Consider the following 16,592-nt stretch of genomic DNA (forward strand, 5'->3'; position numbering starts at 1 on the left):
ATCAAGGGAGCACCATGACCGATCTCAACCCCGGCGGCATCGGCACCATCGGATCGCATCCCGTCGCCCGCATGGGCTACGGCGCCATGCAACTGTTCGAGACCTCCCCGCAGGACGCGGCCGCGGTGCTGCGGCGCGCGATCGACCTCGGCGTCAACCACATCGACACCGCGTCGTTCTACGGCCCCGGCGAGGTCAACCGCCGGATCCGCGCGGCGCTGGCCCCCTACCCGGACGACCTCGTCATCGTCAGCAAGGTCGGCGCCCGCTACACCGGCGAGCAACCCATCCCGCTGGCTCCAGCGCAACGGCCCTCCGAGCTGCGCGCCGCCGTCGAGGACGACCTGCGCCAGCTCGGCCTCGACCGCGTCCCGGTGGTGAACCTGCGGCGGCTCGACTCGGGCATCGGCATGGCCGCCGAGGGCGACCAGATCGTCGAGCTCGACGACCAGCTGGCCGAGATGATCGCCCTGCGCGACGAGGGCAAGATCGGCGCGATCGGGCTCAGCAGCGTGTCGCTCGACGTGCTGCGGCGGGCGCTGCCCGCCGGCATCGCCTGTGTGCAGAACGCCTACAGCCTGCTGGACCGCTCCCAGGAAGCCGCGCTCGAGCTGTGCGTCGACGAGGGCATCGCGTGGGTGCCGTACTTCCCGCTCGGCTCCGCCTTGCCCGGATTCCCGAAGGTCGCCGACGATCCGGTGGTGGCCGGCATCGCCGGCGAGCTGGGCGTCTCCGGCGCCCGGGTCGGGTTGGCCTGGATCCTGGCGCATGCGCCGAACACGTTGCTGATTCCGGGCACCCGGTCGATCGCCCACCTCGAGGAGAACATGGCCGCGGCCGACGTCACGCTGAGCGCCGAGGCGATCGCCCGTCTCGACGCGGTCGCCACGCCCGGCGTCGACCCCTGGGCGCAGGGCGCCGAGCCCTTCCGGGAGGCGTCCCGGAGCTGACTAGTGTGTCAGGCATGGCACGCGCTGACGGGCTCAAGCCGCCCTGGTGGCTGAAACCGGCGAACAAGGTGTTCATTCAGCTCTCCCGGCTGGGCCTCAGCTTCGGCGGTGAAAGCCCGGTGGTGTTGACCGTGCCGGGCCGCAAGTCCGGCACGCCACGGTCGACGCCGGTGACACCGATGACGGTGGACGGCAAACGCTATGTGGTGGGCGGGTTTCCGGGCGCGGATTGGATCCGCAACGTCCGCGCCGCCGAGCACGCGACGCTGGCCCGCGGCCGGCATCGCGAGCGGGTGCGGATGGTGGAGCTCGCGGCCGACGAGGCGCGCCCGTTCCTGCGGGCGTTTCCCACCGAGGTGCCCACCGGGGTCGGCTTCATGAAGCGCTCGGGGTTGGTCACCGACGGCCGCCCCGAAGAGTTCGAGGCGCTGGCCGGCGTGTGTCCGGTATTCCGGCTGGACCCGGCATAGGAGTTCACAGACGTTGAGTCACAACCCGTTTGACGCCGACCAGTGGCGTCCCGTCGAGGGCTTCGGCGACCTGACCGACATCACCTATCACCGGCACGTCGACGACGCCACGGTGCGGGTGGCGTTCGACCGGCCCGAGGTGCGCAACGCGTTCCGGCCGCACACCGTCGACGAGCTCTACCGGGTGCTCGACCACGCCCGGATGTCCGCGGGAGTCGGCGTGGTATTGCTGACCGGCAACGGCCCCTCCCCCAAGGACGGCGGCTGGGCGTTCTGCTCCGGCGGCGATCAACGCATCCGCGGGCGCAGCGGCTACCAGTACGCCAGCGGCGAGACCGCCGACACCGTCGACCCCGCCCGCGCCGGACGGCTGCACATCCTCGAGGTGCAGCGGCTGATCCGGTTCATGCCCAAGGTGGTCATCTGCCTGGTCAACGGGTGGGCGGCCGGCGGCGGCCACAGCCTGCACGTGGTCTGCGACCTCACCCTGGCCAGCCGCGAGCACGCCCGCTTCAAGCAGACCGACGCCGACGTCGGCAGCTTCGACGGCGGCTACGGCAGCGCCTACCTGGCCCGCCAGGTGGGCCAGAAGTTCGCCCGCGAGATCTTCTTTCTGGGCCGGGCCTACACCGCCGAGCAGATGCACCACATGGGCGCGGTCAACGCCGTCGTCGACCATGCCGAGCTGGAATCCGAAGCCATCGCATGGGCGCGCGAGATCAACGCCAAATCCCCTCAGGCGCAACGCATGCTGAAGTTCGCGTTCAACCTGCTCGACGACGGCCTGGTGGGCCAGCAGCTGTTCGCGGGCGAGGCCACCCGGCTGGCCTACATGACCGACGAGGCCGTCGAGGGCCGCGACGCCTTCCTGGAAAAGCGCGACCCCGACTGGAGCCGGTTTCCCCGGTACTTCTGAGCCCGCCCGCCCGCCTAGACTCGCGTCCCGTGAGCAAGAGTCCGCTTCGCCGGTTCACCGACCAGCTGGTGCTGGCCACCATGCGACCGCCGATGGCCCCGCAGGTGCTGGTCAACCGGCCGCTGATCAAGCCGATCGAGCTGGCGGGCAAGCGCATCCTGCTCACCGGGGCGTCGTCGGGCATCGGCGAGGCCGCCGCCGAGCAGTTCGCCCGCGAGGGGGCCACGGTGGTCGTCGTGGCCCGTCGCCAGGAGCTGCTGGACGCACTGGCCGAGCGGATCACCACGGCGGGCGGTGACGCCACGGCGATCGCCTGCGACGTCTCGGACATGGACGCCGTCGACGCGCTGGTCGCCGACGTCGAGAAGCGGCTCGGCGGCGTCGACATCCTGATCAACAACGCCGGCCGGTCCATCCGCCGGCCGCTGGCCGAGTCGCTGGAGCGCTGGCACGACGTCGAACGGACCATGGTGCTCAACTACTACGCGCCGTTGCGGCTGATCCGCGGCCTGGCGCCGGGAATGATCGAACGCGGCGACGGCCACATCATCAACGTCTCGACGTGGGGGGTGCTCTCGGAGGCGTCGCCGCTGTTCTCGGTGTACAACGCGTCGAAGGCCGCGCTGTCGACCGTGAGCCGGGTCATCGAAACGGAGTGGGGCGAGCGGGGTGTGCACTCCACGGCGCTGTACTACCCCCTGGTGGCCACCCCGATGATCGCGCCCACGAAGGCCTACGAGGGCGTGCCGGCGCTGACGCCGGAAGAGGCCGGCGAGTGGATGATCACCGCCGCCCGCACCCGCCCGGTGCGCATCGCGCCGCGCATGGCGATCGCGGCCAAGGCGCTGGACACCTTCGGCCCCCGCTGGGTCAACGCCGTCATGCAGCGCCAGAGCATCCAGCCCAACCGCAAGAGCGACCGCTGACCGGACCGGCGCGATCGGGCCCGTGTGATAGACACGAGTTATGGAGATCCTGGCCAGCCGGATGCTGCTCCGGCCCGCGGACTACCAGCGGTCCCTGGCCTTCTACCGCGACGAGATCGGCCTGGCGATAGCGCGTGAATACGGCGGCGGCACAGTGTTTTTCGCCGGGCAGTCGCTGCTGGAGCTGGCCGGGTACGGCTCCCCGGACCATTCCCGCGGCCCGTTCCCGGGCGCGCTGTGGCTGCAGGTCCGCGACCTCGAGGCGACCCAGGCCGAGCTACGCGGCCGCGGCGTGTCGATCGCCCGCGAGGCGCGTCAGGAACCCTGGGGCCTGCACGAGATGCACGTGCTCGACCCCGACGGCATCACGCTCATTTTCATCCAGATCCCCCCAGACCACCCGTTGCGCCGCGACACCCGAGGTGAACGGCAGGGAAATTCCGGTTAACTGAGAGGTAACATCTGGCGACGACTCAAGGTACACCCGCGTTTCATGTCATGCCGCATTCGACAATGGATTGCCCCTACCACCAGAATCAGGCCCTGTGAACATCCAATTGTTCCTCTTGATCATTGTCGTAATCACGGCACTGGCTTTCGATTTCACCAACGGCTTTCATGACACGGGCAACGCGATGGCGACCTCGATCGCCAGTGGCGCGCTCAAGCCCAAAACGGCGGTTCTGCTCTCGGCGGTACTGAATCTGGTGGGCGCGTTCATGTCCACCGCCGTCGCCGCCACGATCGCCAAAGGCCTCATCGACTCCAACATCGTGACGCTGGAACTGGTGTTCGCCGGCCTGGTCGGCGGCGTCGTCTGGAACCTGCTGACCTGGCTGCTCGGCATCCCCTCGAGTTCGTCGCACGCCCTGATCGGCGGCATCGTCGGCGCCACGATCGCCGCCGTCGGCGCGCACGGCGTGATCTGGAAGGGCGTGATCTCCAAGGCCATCATCCCGGCCGTCGTGTCGGCGATCCTGGCCATCGCGATCGGCGCGGTCGCCACCTGGCTGGTCTACCGGATCACCCGCGGCGTGCCGAAGGCCCGCACGGAGGCCGGTTTCCGGCGCGGCCAGATCGGTTCGGCGTCGCTGGTCTCGCTCGCCCACGGCACCAACGACGCACAGAAGACGATGGGCATCATCTTCCTGGCGCTCATCTCCTACGGCTCGGTCAGCAAGACCGCCAGCATGCCGCCGCTGTGGGTCATCGTGAGCTGCGCGCTGGCCATGGCGACCGGCACCTACCTCGGCGGGTGGCGCATCATCCGCACGCTGGGCAAGGGCCTGGTCGAGATCCAGTCGCCGCAGGGCATGGCCGCCGAATCCTCCTCGGCCGCGGTGATCCTGCTGTCGGCCCACTTCGGCTACGCGCTGTCGACCACCCAGGTGTGCACGGGTTCGGTGCTGGGCAGCGGGCTGGGCAAGCCCGGCGGCGAGGTCCGCTGGGGCGTCGCCGGCCGCATGGGGGTCGCCTGGCTGGTCACCCTCCCGCTGGCCGGGCTGGTCGGCGCCTTCACCTACGAGATCGTGCACCTGATCGGCGGCTACCCGGGCGCGATCGTCGGTTTCGCGCTGCTGGTCGCGGTCTCGGCCACCATCTACCTCCGGTCGCGCAGGGTCAAGGTCGACCACCACAACGTCAACGCCGAATGGAAGGGCGATCTGACCAGCGGGCTGCAGGCCGCCGACCAGCCGCCGCCCGGCGATGACGGACCCACGCTCGGCGGCGTGTCCGCCCGGTACGACTCCGACGACCCGTCGCTGAAAGCCAACGCCTCATGAGCCACATCGGCGACTGGTTCAACTACCAGGCGAGCCTGAAGATTCTGGTCTTCGCCATGCTGGCCGGCGCCGCCCTGCCGGGGCTGTTCGCCCTCGGGATCCGGCTGCAGTCCGCGGGGGCGGGCGACATCAGTCTGGACGGCGCCAGCAACGGCTCCGCCCCGCGGCGCAACCCGGTGCTGACCGCGTTGGCGTGGAGCATCTACGCGCTGGTCATCGCGGTGATCGCGCTGGCGTTGCTCTACATTGCCCGCGATTTCATCGCCCATCACACCGGCTATCCGCTGCTTGGAGCGAAACCCAAGTAGCATCGTTTGATGCCCATCGAGTCGGCGAACCGGACGCCGGGGAGAGCTGTATCCGCGTGAACGGATTTCTCAATTCCATCGTCTCGTGGCTCCGCGCGGGCTACCCCGAGGGCGTGCCACCCACCGACACGTTCCCGGTGCTCGCGCTGCTGGCCCGCCGGCTGTCCAACGACGAAGCCAAGGCCGTGGCGTGCGAGCTGGTTCGGCGCGGCGAGTTCGACGACGTCGACATCGGCGTGCTGATCACCCAGATCACCGACGAGCTGCCGTCGCCGCAGGACGTCGAGCGGGTACGGGTGCGGCTGGCGGCCCAGGGCTGGCCCTTCGACGACGCCGACCAGGCCGGGGACCCGGCATAGCCGTACTGCGCGCGCTGCACGTCCCGCCGGGCGCGGCGGCCGAGACGCTGCTGCCCGCCCTGGCGGGCGTGCTGGAGGGACGCGACCCGGCGCTGGTGGCCGTCGGCGACGATCGCGAGTCGGCGGCGCTGCGGGCGGGGCTGCGGGTCGGGGAGACCATCGACGACGACGTGGCCCTGGTGGCGGCGACGTCGGGCACCACCGGCACCCCGAAGGGCGCCCTGCTGACCGCGGCCGCCCTGCGGGCCAGCGCCGCGGCCACCCATGACCGCCTGGGCGGCCCGGGCAGCTGGCTGCTCGCCCTGCCGCCACACCACATCGCCGGGGTGCAGGTGCTGGTCCGCAGCCTGCTCGCCGGCACGTCGCCGGTCGAGATGGATGTCACCGGCGGCTTCGATGAAACCGAATTGCCCAGGGCCATCGGCGCTTTGGGCCCCGGCAGGCGGTACACCTCGCTGGTCGCCGCGCAGTTGGCCAAGGCGCTCACCGACCCGGCGGCCGCGGCCGCCCTCGCCGAACTCGACGCCGTGCTGCTCGGCGGCGGGCCCGCGCCGCGTCCGGTCCTGGACGCCGCGGCCACGGCCGGAATCACCGTCGTGCGCACCTACGGCATGAGTGAGACCGCCGGCGGGTGCGTCTACGACGGCGTCCCGCTGGCCGGGGTGCGGCTGAGGGTGGCCGACGGGCGCATCGTCATCGGGGGCGCGACGGTGGCCAAGGGCTACCGCGACCCCATCGACCCCGACCCGTTCGCCGAGCCCGGCTGGTTCGTGACCGACGACCTCGGCGCCATCGACGGCGCGGGCGTGCTGACGGTCCTGGGCCGCGCCGACGACGCGATCAGCACCGGCGGGCTGACGGTGTTGCCGCAGCCGGTCGAGGCGGCGCTGTGCAGCCACCCGGCCGTCCGCGATTGCGCGGTGTTCGGGGTGGCAGACGAACGCCTCGGGCAGCGGGTGGTCGCCGCGATCGTGGTGCACGACGGCCGCGCGGCGCCGACCGTGGAGGCGCTGCGCGCGCACGTGACGCGCGCCCTGGACGCCACCGCCGCGCCGCGCGAGGTGCACGTCGTCGACGCGCTGCCGCGCCGCGGCATCGGCAAGGTCGACCGCGCGGCGCTGGTGCGCCGCTTCGCCGGCGCGAGCGATCAATAGGCTGTGCGTCCGTGAGGCGGGGTCGACGGCAGGCGGTGCGCGACGCCGTCGCGGTGTCGATCGGCGCGGCGCTGGTGGCGGCGGCGTTCGTGCTGCCGCGGATGAACCTGGGGGTCCGGCCGCGCCTGGATGTCGGGGCGGAAAAGTTCGCCACCCACGCCGGCTCGGCGCCGATCTTCGGCGAGTGGCTGATCCACGCCGGCTGGGGCACCGGCCCGGCCATTGCCCTCGCCGTCGTCGTCGTCGCGTGGGGACCGACTCTGGCGCAACGACTTTCGTGGCGGGCGCTGACGCTGGGCAGCTGGGCCGTCGCCGGCGGGTGGGCGTTCGCGCTGGCGATGATCGACGGCTGGCAGCGCGGCTTCGCCGGCCGGCTGACCACCCGGGACGAATACCTGTCGCAGGTGCCGGGCGTCACCGACATTCCAGCCACGCTGCGCACGTTCGCCGGCCGGATCGTGGACTACCAACCGCATTCGTGGACCACCCACGTGTCGGGGCATCCGCCCGGGGCGCTGCTGACGTTCGTCTGGCTGGACCGGATCGGTCTGCACGGCGGCGCCTGGGCCGGGCTGCTGTGCCTGCTGGCCGGCTCGAGCGCCGCCGCCGCGGTGGTGGTCGGCGTGCGCGCGCTGGCCGACGAGTCCACCGCGCGGCGGGTAGCCCCGTTCGTGGCGCTGGCGCCGACGGCGATCTGGGTGGCCGTCTCCGCCGACGGATACTTCGCCGGCGTGGCCGCGTGGGGCATCGCGCTGCTGGCCGTGGCGGTGCACCGCCCGGTCCGGTTCCCCGCCCTGACCGCCGCCGCGGCCGGGCTGCTGCTGGGCTGGGGAGTGTTCTGCAACTACGGCCTGATGCTGATGGGGCTGCCGGCGGCGGCGGTGCTGGCGTCCGCGGCGGACTGGAGGGCGATCCTGCGGGCGCTCGGTCCGGCGGCGCTGGCCGCGATCGGGGTGGCGGTGGCCTTCGCCGTCGCCGGGTTCTATTGGTTCGACGGCTATCACCTTGTGCAGCAACGCTATTGGCAGGGCATCGCCAAGGACCGGCCGTTTCAGTACTGGAGCTGGGCCAACCTGGCGTGCGTGGTGTGCGCGATCGGGCTGGGCGGCGTCGCCGGGCTCGGGCGGGTGTTCGACGGGGCCGCCGTCCGTCGCCGCTCCGGTTTTCACCTGCTGTTGTTGGGCGTGCTGGCCGCCGTCGTGTGCGCGGACCTGAGCATGCTCAGCAAGGCCGAGGTGGAACGCATCTGGTTGCCGTTCACCATCTGGCTCACCGCGGCGACCGCGCTGCTGCCGGTGCGCTCGCACCGGATCTGGTTGGCGCTCAACGCCGCCGGCGCGATTGCGCTCAACACGATCATCCTGACGAACTGGTAGGTCCGGTACGAGTGTGAGCTGAGGGCAACGAGTGTGAATCCTGGGCTTTGAGTGTGAACGAGCGGCGGGATTCAGCGGCGGTTTCAAGGTTTGGTTGCAACAGTGGTTCCTGTCGGAGTTGACAGTAGCCGGTTGAGGACCTGGGCGGGGCTGTCCCAACCGAAGCGTTTACGTGGGCGTTCGTTGAGTTCGGCGGCAACCTCGGCGAGGTAGTCCACCGAGTGCACGGATAAGTCGGTGCCTTTCGGGAAGTATTGGCGCAGAAGGCCATTGGTGTTCTCGTTGCTGCCACGCTGCCAGGGTGAGTGCGGATCGCAGAAGTAGATGTCGATGCCGGCGTCGATACTGATGCGGGCATGGCGCAGCATCTCGTGGCCTTGATCCCAGGTCAGCGAGCGGCGCAGCGCTTCAGGCAGGGTTTTGATGGTGGTGATCATCGCCTCAGCCACCGTGTCGGGATCGCGCCGGGCGGGCAGGTGCAGCAGTTGCACGAATCCGGTGGAGCGTTCCACCAGGGTGCCGATCTGGGAATGCTGGTTTTTGCCCAGGATCAGATCGCCCTCCCAGTGCCCGGGCACCGCGCGGTCAGCAGCCTCGGCGGGCCGCTCGCTGATGTTGACCATGCCCGGGATGCGGCCACAGCCAGTGCGGGCGCCGACCCTGGCACGTGGCTTGCGTAAGGCCCGCCCGGTCCGCAAACACTTGGTCAACTCGCGGCGCAGTTCCCCGCGTCCTTGCACGTAGAGCGCCTTGTAGATGGTTTCGTGGGACACCTGCATCTCCGGGCGATCGGGATAAGTCTTGGCCAACACCGAAGCGATCTGCTCGGGGCTGTACTTCTTGGCTAACCACGCTTGCACCTCGGTGCGCAAGACCGGGCAGCGACCCAGCTTGCCGGTCTTAGGCCGGCGCGCTCGCTGCTCACTGCGCAGCTGAGCAATCCGCGCCGAATAGCCTGATTTCGCGTCCCAGCCGGCCCGGCGGGCTCCGAAGCGATACCGGGCGCGATACCGGCCCACATACCCTCGCATCACGCCGTTGTGGGCGATCTCGCGCATGATCGTCGAAGGGGCCCGGCCCAACCGACGTGCCATCGAGCGGATCGACTCGCCTTGAGCCGCGCCGATCATGATCTGTTCGCGCTCATCCGCAGACAGCCGCGGCCGTTTCTGCCCCTCAGGGACAACCCATCGTGGATTCACGCCACCAAATCTGCGAAACCACTTGCTCCCGCACGTCGCCGACACGCCGACCGCACCCCCGGCATCCTCCGACGACAACCCCGCCGCGATCAATTCCCAATACCGACGCTGCACCGCCAACAGCTGAGGCTCACCCGTCATCAACACCCCTAACTACGAAGTGTTGCAATCACCCCTTGAGCCCAAGGCGATTTCTCCGCCCTGGCTGCACTCCCAAATCCAACGATTCACACTCAAAGCGCCAGACGCACCGCCGCTTGCGCGCTCACAGCCCGGCCGCGCGGGTGATCCGCGCGAAGCGGCTGTCGGGCCCGCAGGCCTCGCGCACCGCGGCGACGTCGTCGACGACGTCGACGTCGGCCAGCGTCTGCACCGTCGCGACGTCGATGCCCGTGTCGCGCAACGCCTTCAACGTCAGTTCCCCGGTGTCGGGCGCCGACATCGGTACGGTGCGCAGGCACTGGGCCATCGCCGGTGCGCCCACGCCCAGCACCCACCAGCCGCCGTCGCGGGCCGGCCCGAGCACGGCCGGCGCCTCGAGCAGCCGGCGCGCGCAGCCGGTCAACAACTCGGCGGTGACCTGGGGGGTGTCCATCCCGATCTGCAGCACCGGCAGCCCGTCCGACGAGGCGTCGGCGTGCGCGTTGGCGAGGCGTGCGGCGAAATCGTCGCCGCGCTGGGCGATCACGGTGAAGGACGCCAGTCGCCGCCGGATATCGGCGGCGCTCGCGGCGCGGCCGAGGTCCCCGGTGAGGGCGACGACCCGCGCCGCCACCGGCGCGTCGGCCACGGCGTCCAGCGTGTCGAGCAGTGCGGCGGCGGCGATCTCGGCGGCGACGCGGTCGCCGACGCTCGCCGCGAGCCGCGTCTTGGCCCGGCCCGGCTCGGGCGCTTTGGCGACCACCAGCAGCGTCACCGGCAGGGTGGTCACGAGATCACCTTCCAGAAGTCGAGGATCGCGGTGATGCTGCCGCGCAGCGATCCGCTGACCTTCGACTTGCCGCCCGTGCGCGGGCCGTAGCTGACGTCGAGTTCGACGACGCGCCAGCCGGCGGCCGCCGCGCGCACCAAAAGCTCGAGCGGATAACCGGATCGGCGGTCGGCGACGCCCAGCGCCAACAGCGCCTCGCGCCGGGCCACTCGCATGGGCGCGATGTCGTGCACCGGCAGGCCGTGGCGGGTGCGCAGCCGCCAGCTCATGACGACGGTCCCGATGCGGGCCACCCACGGCCAGTGCAGGCCGGGCACCGGACGGCGCCGGCCGGTCACCAGGTCGGCGCCCTGCTCGAGCGCGGCGACCAGCCGCGGCAGGTCCGCGCCGTCCATCGAGCCGTCGGCGTCGATGACCGCCACGATCGGGGTCGTCGCGGCCATCACGCCCGCGTGCACGGCGGCGCCGTACCCGGCCCGCGGTTCGGCGACGACCCGGGCGCCGTGGCGCGCCCCGACGCCGGCGGTGTCGTCGGTGCTGTTGTTGTCGACCACCAGCGCCCGGTAGCCGGCCGGAATGGCGGCCAGCACGGCCGGCAGCGACTCCTCCTCGTTGAGGCACGGCAGGACCACCGTGACCAGGCCGTCGGCGCCGGGCACGCGTCAGAACCCGCGGTGCGTGCGGGGCTCCTGCGGGAACAGCGGCTGCTGCGAGTGCGTCGGCGGCGCGGTCTGCTGGGTGTGCGTCTGCACCGGCGGTTGGGTGGTCGCCTTGGTGCTCGGCGGCGCATACGTCGTCGTCGGGGGTGCGTGCGTGGTCGTCGGGGGTGAATACGTCGTCGTCGGGGGCGAATACGTGGTCGTCGGGGGCGAATACGTCGTCGTCGGCGGCGAGTACGTCGTCGTCGGCGGCGAATACGTCGTCGTCGGGGGCGAATACGTCGTCGTCGGCGGCTGGGACGTCGTGATGGTCGGCGGCGTGTAGGGCGTCGTCGGGTTGTACGGCGGGTTGTAGGGCGGTTGCCACCCCGGGATCGGAATGGGAATCGGAATAGGAACCGGCACAATAGGATTCGGCCGCGGCGCCCAACCCGGATCGGGGTTGGGCACGACACCGGGGTTGCTCGGCGCCTCGGGAACGGGAGCGACCTGCGGACCCCCTCCGGACGGGGGCGCAACGTGTTCGGGAGCCGGGACGGTGCCGCCCTGGAACCCGGCGTTGGGCGCCTCGGGCGGCGGTGGGGGCAGCGGCGCCTGCTGCTGGCTCGGCAAGATCGGCATGAACTTGCCCGGGGTGCCGTTCTGCACGCCCACCACCGGCTGCTGGGCGGCGGTCGGGCGAACGGCAACCGCGATCGCGGTGGCCAGCGACGCCAATCCGATGACCGCGAAGGCGATGACGGCGTTGCCGATCACCAGCGATCGCCGCGACAGCTTCGTCGGCGCGTCCTCGCCGGCCTCGGCGTCGTCGCCGAACTCCGGGCCGTAGTCGTAGTCGTCGAATTCGGGGTCGTACTCGTCCATCTCGCCCGGATAGACCCCGCCCTCATCGGCCATCGAGTACGCCAGCTGCGGCTCCTCGGCGTCCGGCGCGGGCACGACCGTCGTCTCGTCCCCGGTGAGGCCGGCGGCGGGGGCCATCGCGGTCGCGTCCCCGGCGGCGGGGGCCATCGCGGTCGCGTCACCGGTCAGGCCGACGGCCGGCGCCATGGCCGTCGCGTCCGGCGCGGACGCCGCCGCCGCGGCGATCGCGGCGCCGCGCGCGAGCGCAAACGTGGGGTCCTCGGCGACCTGCACCCGCATGGTGGACGCGTCGCGCAATTCGTCGGCGACCCGGTTGAGGTCGGGCGAGGCGCCGAGCAGATACACCTCCCCCGGCGCGTCGGGATGCGTGCCGAGGTTCGCCATCATCGTCTGGAACGCGGCGGTAGCGTCCGGGCCCGTGGCGCCGGTCAGCGGCTGGCTGGCCAACACGGTCGGCGGCGCGTCGGGGTCCCCGGCGTCCGGGCCCACCACCGACAGGGTGGCCGTCGCGTCGTCCATCACGAGCGCGGCGCCGGGCCGCCCGGCCGCCCGCATGAGGGCGGCAACGGCCTGCGACTCCGAGAGCACCGCCACGTTGTGAACGCCGGAGTCCTCCAGCGCCCGCCGCAGCTCGTCAGCCCGTGGCTCGTCGGACCAGCACAGGCGCGTGCCGACCAACCGGTGGTTCTCGTCGGCCAACAAGCGATTGGTTCCGACCACGGTCTCGGTGAGCGTGCCGAGCGGGTTGTCGGCGAGATCGATGACGGATTGGTCGATCACGTCGGTGCCCTGGGCGCCCGACCCCAGGAGCGCCAGGCGGGCGACGGGACCGGTGACCGCGACCCCCAAAACGACGTCCATCCCGCTTCTCCTTCACCCTGGCCACCCCGCACCAGCAATGTCCCGGCATCATTACACTTGCGATACCGTCGGCAGTATCAGTCATTCGGCGACAAGGTTCGCCACTAGCGCAGCGTAACCAGCTTTTCGAAGGACAGGACGGTCGCCGCGGAATCGCCTCCGCCCAGCGGCCCGTCCCAGCCACTGCCACGGCAGCCGAACGGAGAATATGTTCGCAAGCGAGCAGTGCGTGTGGCTCGGCAGGGCATTCCCCCGCCGGACACCGGCAGCTGCGCCGAAAGTAGTCGTCCTTGAATCCCGGGGGGCATGGTGAGCCAGAGCAGCGACGACACGCCAACCGGCCCCATCGGGGCCCGGGCCCAGCAGGCGCCCGCGCCCCGCATCATCCGCCCCCACGCCACCGGCGGCACGACACCCGTTGCCGGGGGCACGGGACGGCGCCGGGCCATCGTCAGCGACGCGACCGCGGTGGTGCTGTTGGTGCTCGCCGTGTTCTTGCCGTGGAATCTGTACTTCGGTGTCGGGATTCCCGACAGCAGTCCGGCCCTGTTCGCGGTGCTGCTCGCCGTGACGGTGCTGGCCGTCGCCGCCGTCGCGGTGGCCGGTTCCTGGCGGTCGGGCGGCGAGCGGTTCAACCCGGCGTCCGCGGCGCGGCTTCGGTTGGCGCTCAACGCCCCCTATCTGCTGCTGGTGCTCGCCGTCGTCGCGTTCGACGCGTACGAGACCGTCCGGTTCGGGGGCACGGTCACCGTGCCCGGCGGGGTGGGGCCCGGGGCGTGGGTCGGCGTCGCCGGCTCGCTGCTCAGCGCCCAGGCGGCGCCGGCCGGGCCGATCCCGGCCGACGACGAGTACACGGGCTGGCATCGCTCCGCCCGGATGATCGGGGCGCTGTCGATGCTCGCGGCGGTGCTCAGCTTCGGCTTCAACCTGTACTGGCGGGTGCGCTACGCGCTGCAAAGCACCAACGGCGCGGCGGAATTCGGCAAGCAGAACATCGCGGTGATCGCCACGGCGGTGGTGTACGGGGTGGTGGCGCTGGTCGCGGTCCTGGTCGCGTCCAGGTGGCTGCTGCAGCGCACCCGGGCGAGCCGGCTGACCACCGTCGCACTGGGTGCGTCGGCGTTGGCCGCGGGGATCCTGGTGTGGATCCTGCCCGTCGGCCGCGACCTCGATGCGTTCCACGGCATCGCCCAGAACACCTCGACCGCCGGGGTCGGCTTCGAGGGTTACCTCGCCTGGGCGGCAGGAGCGGCCATCTTCGCGCCGCGGGCCCTGTTCGGTCACCGCAACCCGTCGCCGGCGGAGGAATCCGCGTGGCGGTCCGCGACCCGAAATGGCTTGCTGCTCATCGCCGTCTGGGCCGTGGGGTCGATCGCGATGCGGCTCACCGACCTTGTCGTCGGCATCGCCTTGAACTATCCGTTCTCCCGATACGACAGCGTGGTGCTGGCCGCGTTCGACCTGGTGACCGCGGCCCTGGCGATCTGGCTGCGCCGCCGCCTGGCCGGAATCTCGGCGCGACTGGTCACGTCGCTGTGCGGGCTCGTCGCCGCCCTCAGCGTCGCCCGCGTGATCGTCGGCGTCGCGCTGGCGCCGCGGTTCGCCGACTCGCCCAATTCGCCCGCGCGGCAACCTGTCTACGGCAACGACCTCGCCCAGCAGATCACCAGCACCTTCGACGTGACGCTGTGCGGACTGGCGCTGGGCATCCTGGCGGCCGCCGTCGTGGCCGGGCAACTGCACGGGCGGCGCCTGGCTCGCCGCGCCGCCCGCAAGCGCGCGGCCGACGCGAATGCGGCGGCGCCGACCACCCGGGTCCGCGTGGGCCAGGCCCCCGGGCCGTCGGCCGCGGCCACCACCCGCATGCCCACCGGGGGGCCCGGCGCGGAGAGCGACCCACCCACCGCCGAGATCCCGCCGCTGGCCGGCTCGCCTCGCATCTTTCGCGGCGACGACTCCGGCACGCGGCAGATACCGGTGCGGGGGCCCCAGATCTTCCGCCCGCCGCAAACGTAGGGGTTCACCGAAGGGGCGCGAACGCGAACTCGCGCAACCCGTCACCCGGTAATACCGCCGCGCGAAACCCCAGCACCTCGGCCGCCCGGGCCGGGTCGGCGACGATGTGGCGCACGTCGCCGCTGCGATACTGGCCGGTGACCACCGGCGACAGCGAACCGCCCCGCGCGTCGCACAGCGCCGCGGCCACCTCGAAGATCGAAATCGGCTGCCCCGAGCAGACATTGGCCGCGAGGAAACCGTCGTCGTGCGCTAGCGCCGCGACGTTGGCGGCGGCCACGTCATCGACGTGCACAAAGTCGCGCATCTGGCCGCCGTCCTCGAAAACCCTTGGCGGCTCGCCCTTTTCCAGCGAAGACCGGAAGATCGCCGCCACGCCCGAATACGGGGTGTCGCGCGGCATGCCGGGGCCGTAGACGTTGTGGTAGCGCAGCGCCACCACCGAGCCGCCGGTGGCCTCCGACCAGGCCAGCGCGTAATGCTCCTGCGCGGTCTTGCCGGCCGCGTACAGGCTGCGGGGGCGCAGGCAGGCGTCCTCGTCGACGAGGCGCCACGCCAACTCCTCCCCGCCGACCGGGCACCGGTGCTCGAAGGCCCCGGCGTCGAGGTCCGCGCGCCGGCGCGGCAGCGGGTCCACGCGCCCGTGCCGTCGGCAGTGATAGTTCCCCTGCCCGTAGACGACCATCGAGGACGCCAGCACCAGGCGCCGCACCCCGGCGGCGAACATCTGCGCCAGCAGCACCGTGGTGGCCAGGTCGTTGTGGCCGCCGTAGGCGGGCGCGTCGGCGGCGTCCACGCCGGCGCCCACCATCGCCGCCTGATGACACACCGCGTCCACGCCGTCCAGGAGCGGGGCCAGCGCGTCGGCGTCGCGCACGTCGACGCGGTGACATCCCTTCGGCAACACCGGGTTCGGGCCGTGCGCGGCGGGCAGCAGGACATCGACGGCGACGACGTCGTGGCCGGCGGCGCGCAGCGCGGCGCCCACCCGCGAGCCGATGAACCCGGCCGCGCCGGTCAACAACACCCTCATGGCAGCTCGATGGGCAGCGCCACCCCGGTGTGCGGCAGGCAGTGGGTGCAGGTGCGGTCGGCGGCGACCCGGCCGATGGCCGCGCGCACCAGCGCCTTGAACGGCCCGATGTTGCGTTCGAATTCGGCGAACACGTCGACGGTCCGCACGCCCTCCCCGGCGCTCACGCCGGCGTCCAGGTCGGTCACCAAAGCGATTGCCGCGTAACAGATTTCGAGCTCGCGGGCGAGCACGGCCTCCGGGTATCCGGTCATGTTCACCAGCGAGAACCCGGCGGAGGCGAACCACCGGCTTTCGGCGCGGGTGGAAAATCGCGGCCCCTGGATCACCACCATGGTGCCGCCGTCGACCACTTCGGGGAGGTCGCTGACCGCCGCGCGCAGCGTCGGGCAGTACGGATCGGCGAAGTCGACGTGGATCCCGCCGGAGTCGAAATAGGTGTCGGCGCGGCCCCGGGTGCGGTCGACCAGTTGATCGGGCACCACGATGGAGCCCGGGCCGAGTTCGGGTTTGAGGCTGCCGACCGCGCACGGCGCGAGCACCCGCCGCACGCCGAGTTTGCGCAGGGCCCACATGTTGGCCCGATACGGCACGGTGTGCGCGGAGAATTCGTGCTTGGCGCCGTGGCGGGGCAGGAAGGCGACGTCGTGTCCCTCGATGGCGCCCACGGTGACCGGGGCACTGGGCGCTCCGTAGGGGGTGTCGACCGTGACGTCGTCGGCGTCGGATCCGAAGAAGGTGTAGAAGCCGCTGCCGCCGATGACTCCGAGCATCCGACCATTG

17 protein-coding genes are annotated in these 16,592 nt (G+C 71.5%); 11 read left to right on the forward strand and 6 right to left on the reverse strand.

Features of this window, described 5'->3' with window-relative positions; all coding sequences use genetic code 11:
* Positions 1-14 precede the first annotated feature (14 nt).
* The 10 genes from OCU_RS46665 (at position 15) to OCU_RS46710 (ending at position 8,243) form a co-directional block, all read left to right on the forward strand.
* Positions 15-950 (forward strand): aldo/keto reductase, encoded by a 936-nt coding sequence (locus OCU_RS46665; RefSeq protein ID WP_014381194.1) that lies wholly within the window; start codon positions 15-17, stop codon positions 948-950.
* 14 nt (positions 951-964) lie between these two features.
* Positions 965-1,420, forward strand: coding sequence for a nitroreductase family deazaflavin-dependent oxidoreductase (locus OCU_RS46670; protein ID WP_014381195.1), 456 nt, complete (start codon positions 965-967; stop codon positions 1,418-1,420).
* Between the two features lie 13 nt (positions 1,421-1,433).
* The gene (locus OCU_RS46675; RefSeq protein WP_014381196.1) at positions 1,434-2,336 is read left to right on the forward strand and encodes a 1,4-dihydroxy-2-naphthoyl-CoA synthase; all 903 of its coding nucleotides are present in this window, start codon (positions 1,434-1,436) and stop codon (positions 2,334-2,336) included.
* Positions 2,337-2,365: 29 nt separating this feature from the next.
* The gene (locus OCU_RS46680) at positions 2,366-3,262 is read left to right on the forward strand and encodes an SDR family oxidoreductase (RefSeq protein ID WP_009956015.1); all 897 of its coding nucleotides are present in this window, start codon (positions 2,366-2,368) and stop codon (positions 3,260-3,262) included.
* A 40-nt stretch (positions 3,263-3,302) separates the two neighbouring features.
* On the forward strand, positions 3,303-3,710 hold the full coding sequence (locus tag OCU_RS46685; RefSeq protein WP_008261047.1) for a VOC family protein: 408 nt from the start codon (positions 3,303-3,305) through the stop codon (positions 3,708-3,710).
* 97 nt (positions 3,711-3,807) lie between these two features.
* The gene (locus OCU_RS46690) at positions 3,808-5,046 is read left to right on the forward strand and encodes an inorganic phosphate transporter (RefSeq protein ID WP_009956014.1); all 1,239 of its coding nucleotides are present in this window, start codon (positions 3,808-3,810) and stop codon (positions 5,044-5,046) included.
* Entirely contained in the window at positions 5,043-5,354 is a 312-nt protein-coding gene (locus OCU_RS46695; RefSeq protein WP_009956013.1) for a hypothetical protein, read from the forward strand. The genes OCU_RS46690 and OCU_RS46695 overlap by 4 nt, the downstream gene beginning before the upstream one ends.
* Positions 5,355-5,410: 56 nt before the next feature.
* Positions 5,411-5,713, forward strand: coding sequence for a DUF3349 domain-containing protein (locus OCU_RS46700; protein ID WP_008261050.1), 303 nt, complete (start codon positions 5,411-5,413; stop codon positions 5,711-5,713).
* Positions 5,714-5,781: 68 nt separating this feature from the next.
* On the forward strand, positions 5,782-6,867 hold the full coding sequence (menE, locus tag OCU_RS46705; RefSeq protein ID WP_014381197.1) for an o-succinylbenzoate--CoA ligase: 1,086 nt from the start codon (positions 5,782-5,784) through the stop codon (positions 6,865-6,867).
* A gap of 35 nt (positions 6,868-6,902) precedes the next feature.
* The gene (locus OCU_RS46710) at positions 6,903-8,243 is read left to right on the forward strand and encodes a hypothetical protein (protein WP_008261061.1); all 1,341 of its coding nucleotides are present in this window, start codon (positions 6,903-6,905) and stop codon (positions 8,241-8,243) included.
* 83 nt (positions 8,244-8,326) lie between these two features.
* Here the strand turns inward: OCU_RS46710 and OCU_RS46715 are convergent, their stop codons facing one another.
* From OCU_RS46715 to OCU_RS46730, 4 genes are all read right to left on the reverse strand, one after another.
* A complete protein-coding gene (locus OCU_RS46715) occupies positions 8,327-9,586 on the reverse strand; it encodes an IS30 family transposase (RefSeq protein ID WP_168162058.1) in 1,260 nt (419 codons plus the stop codon).
* A 124-nt stretch (positions 9,587-9,710) separates the two neighbouring features.
* Positions 9,711-10,376, reverse strand: coding sequence for a TIGR04282 family arsenosugar biosynthesis glycosyltransferase (locus tag OCU_RS46720; protein WP_014381198.1), 666 nt, complete (start codon positions 10,374-10,376; stop codon positions 9,711-9,713).
* Positions 10,373-11,035 carry a glycosyltransferase family 2 protein gene (locus tag OCU_RS46725; RefSeq protein ID WP_014381199.1) on the reverse strand — a complete coding sequence of 221 codons (663 nt, stop codon included), beginning with the start codon at positions 11,033-11,035 and terminating at the stop codon, positions 10,373-10,375. Before OCU_RS46725 ends, OCU_RS46720 begins: the two co-directional genes overlap by 4 nt.
* Positions 11,036-11,038: 3 nt before the next feature.
* Positions 11,039-12,760, reverse strand: coding sequence for a hypothetical protein (locus OCU_RS46730; RefSeq protein ID WP_008261073.1), 1,722 nt, complete (start codon positions 12,758-12,760; stop codon positions 11,039-11,041).
* 306 nt (positions 12,761-13,066) lie between these two features.
* Here OCU_RS46730 and OCU_RS46735 point away from each other — a divergent pair, with 306 nt between their 5' ends.
* Positions 13,067-14,776 (forward strand): DUF7937 domain-containing protein, encoded by a 1,710-nt coding sequence (locus OCU_RS46735; protein ID WP_041787109.1) that lies wholly within the window; start codon positions 13,067-13,069, stop codon positions 14,774-14,776.
* 4 nt (positions 14,777-14,780) lie between these two features.
* On the opposite strand, the gene OCU_RS46740 is transcribed toward OCU_RS46735, so the two are convergent.
* Positions 14,781-15,809 carry an NAD-dependent epimerase/dehydratase family protein gene (locus tag OCU_RS46740; RefSeq protein ID WP_014381202.1) on the reverse strand — a complete coding sequence of 343 codons (1,029 nt, stop codon included), beginning with the start codon at positions 15,807-15,809 and terminating at the stop codon, positions 14,781-14,783.
* Positions 15,806-16,582 (reverse strand): S-methyl-5'-thioadenosine phosphorylase, encoded by a 777-nt coding sequence (locus OCU_RS46745; RefSeq protein WP_230487585.1) that lies wholly within the window; start codon positions 16,580-16,582, stop codon positions 15,806-15,808. The genes OCU_RS46740 and OCU_RS46745 overlap by 4 nt, the downstream gene beginning before the upstream one ends.
* Between the last annotated feature and the right edge of the window lie 10 nt (positions 16,583-16,592).

Source organism: Mycobacterium intracellulare ATCC 13950, assembly GCF_000277125.1.
In the GTDB taxonomy this organism is placed as follows: domain Bacteria; phylum Actinomycetota; class Actinomycetes; order Mycobacteriales; family Mycobacteriaceae; genus Mycobacterium; species Mycobacterium intracellulare.

What these genes read in the sequence shown, in the direction of transcription:
- OCU_RS46730 (WP_008261073.1), bottom strand. Translation starts at nt 12,760, where the DNA reads ATGGACGTCGTTTTGGGGGTCGCGGTCACCGGTCCCGTCGCCCGCCTG.
- OCU_RS46735 (WP_041787109.1), top strand. Translation starts at nt 13,067, where the DNA reads ATGGTGAGCCAGAGCAGCGACGACACGCCAACCGGCCCCATCGGGGCC.
- OCU_RS46665 (WP_014381194.1), top strand. Translation starts at nt 15, where the DNA reads ATGACCGATCTCAACCCCGGCGGCATCGGCACCATCGGATCGCATCCC.
- OCU_RS46715 (WP_168162058.1), bottom strand. Translation starts at nt 9,586, where the DNA reads ATGACGGGTGAGCCTCAGCTGTTGGCGGTGCAGCGTCGGTATTGGGAA.
- OCU_RS46745 (WP_230487585.1), bottom strand. Translation starts at nt 16,582, where the DNA reads ATGCTCGGAGTCATCGGCGGCAGCGGCTTCTACACCTTCTTCGGATCC.
- OCU_RS46685 (WP_008261047.1), top strand. Translation starts at nt 3,303, where the DNA reads ATGGAGATCCTGGCCAGCCGGATGCTGCTCCGGCCCGCGGACTACCAG.
- OCU_RS46740 (WP_014381202.1), bottom strand. Translation starts at nt 15,809, where the DNA reads ATGAGGGTGTTGTTGACCGGCGCGGCCGGGTTCATCGGCTCGCGGGTG.
- OCU_RS46670 (WP_014381195.1), top strand. Translation starts at nt 965, where the DNA reads ATGGCACGCGCTGACGGGCTCAAGCCGCCCTGGTGGCTGAAACCGGCG.
- OCU_RS46695 (WP_009956013.1), top strand. Translation starts at nt 5,043, where the DNA reads ATGAGCCACATCGGCGACTGGTTCAACTACCAGGCGAGCCTGAAGATT.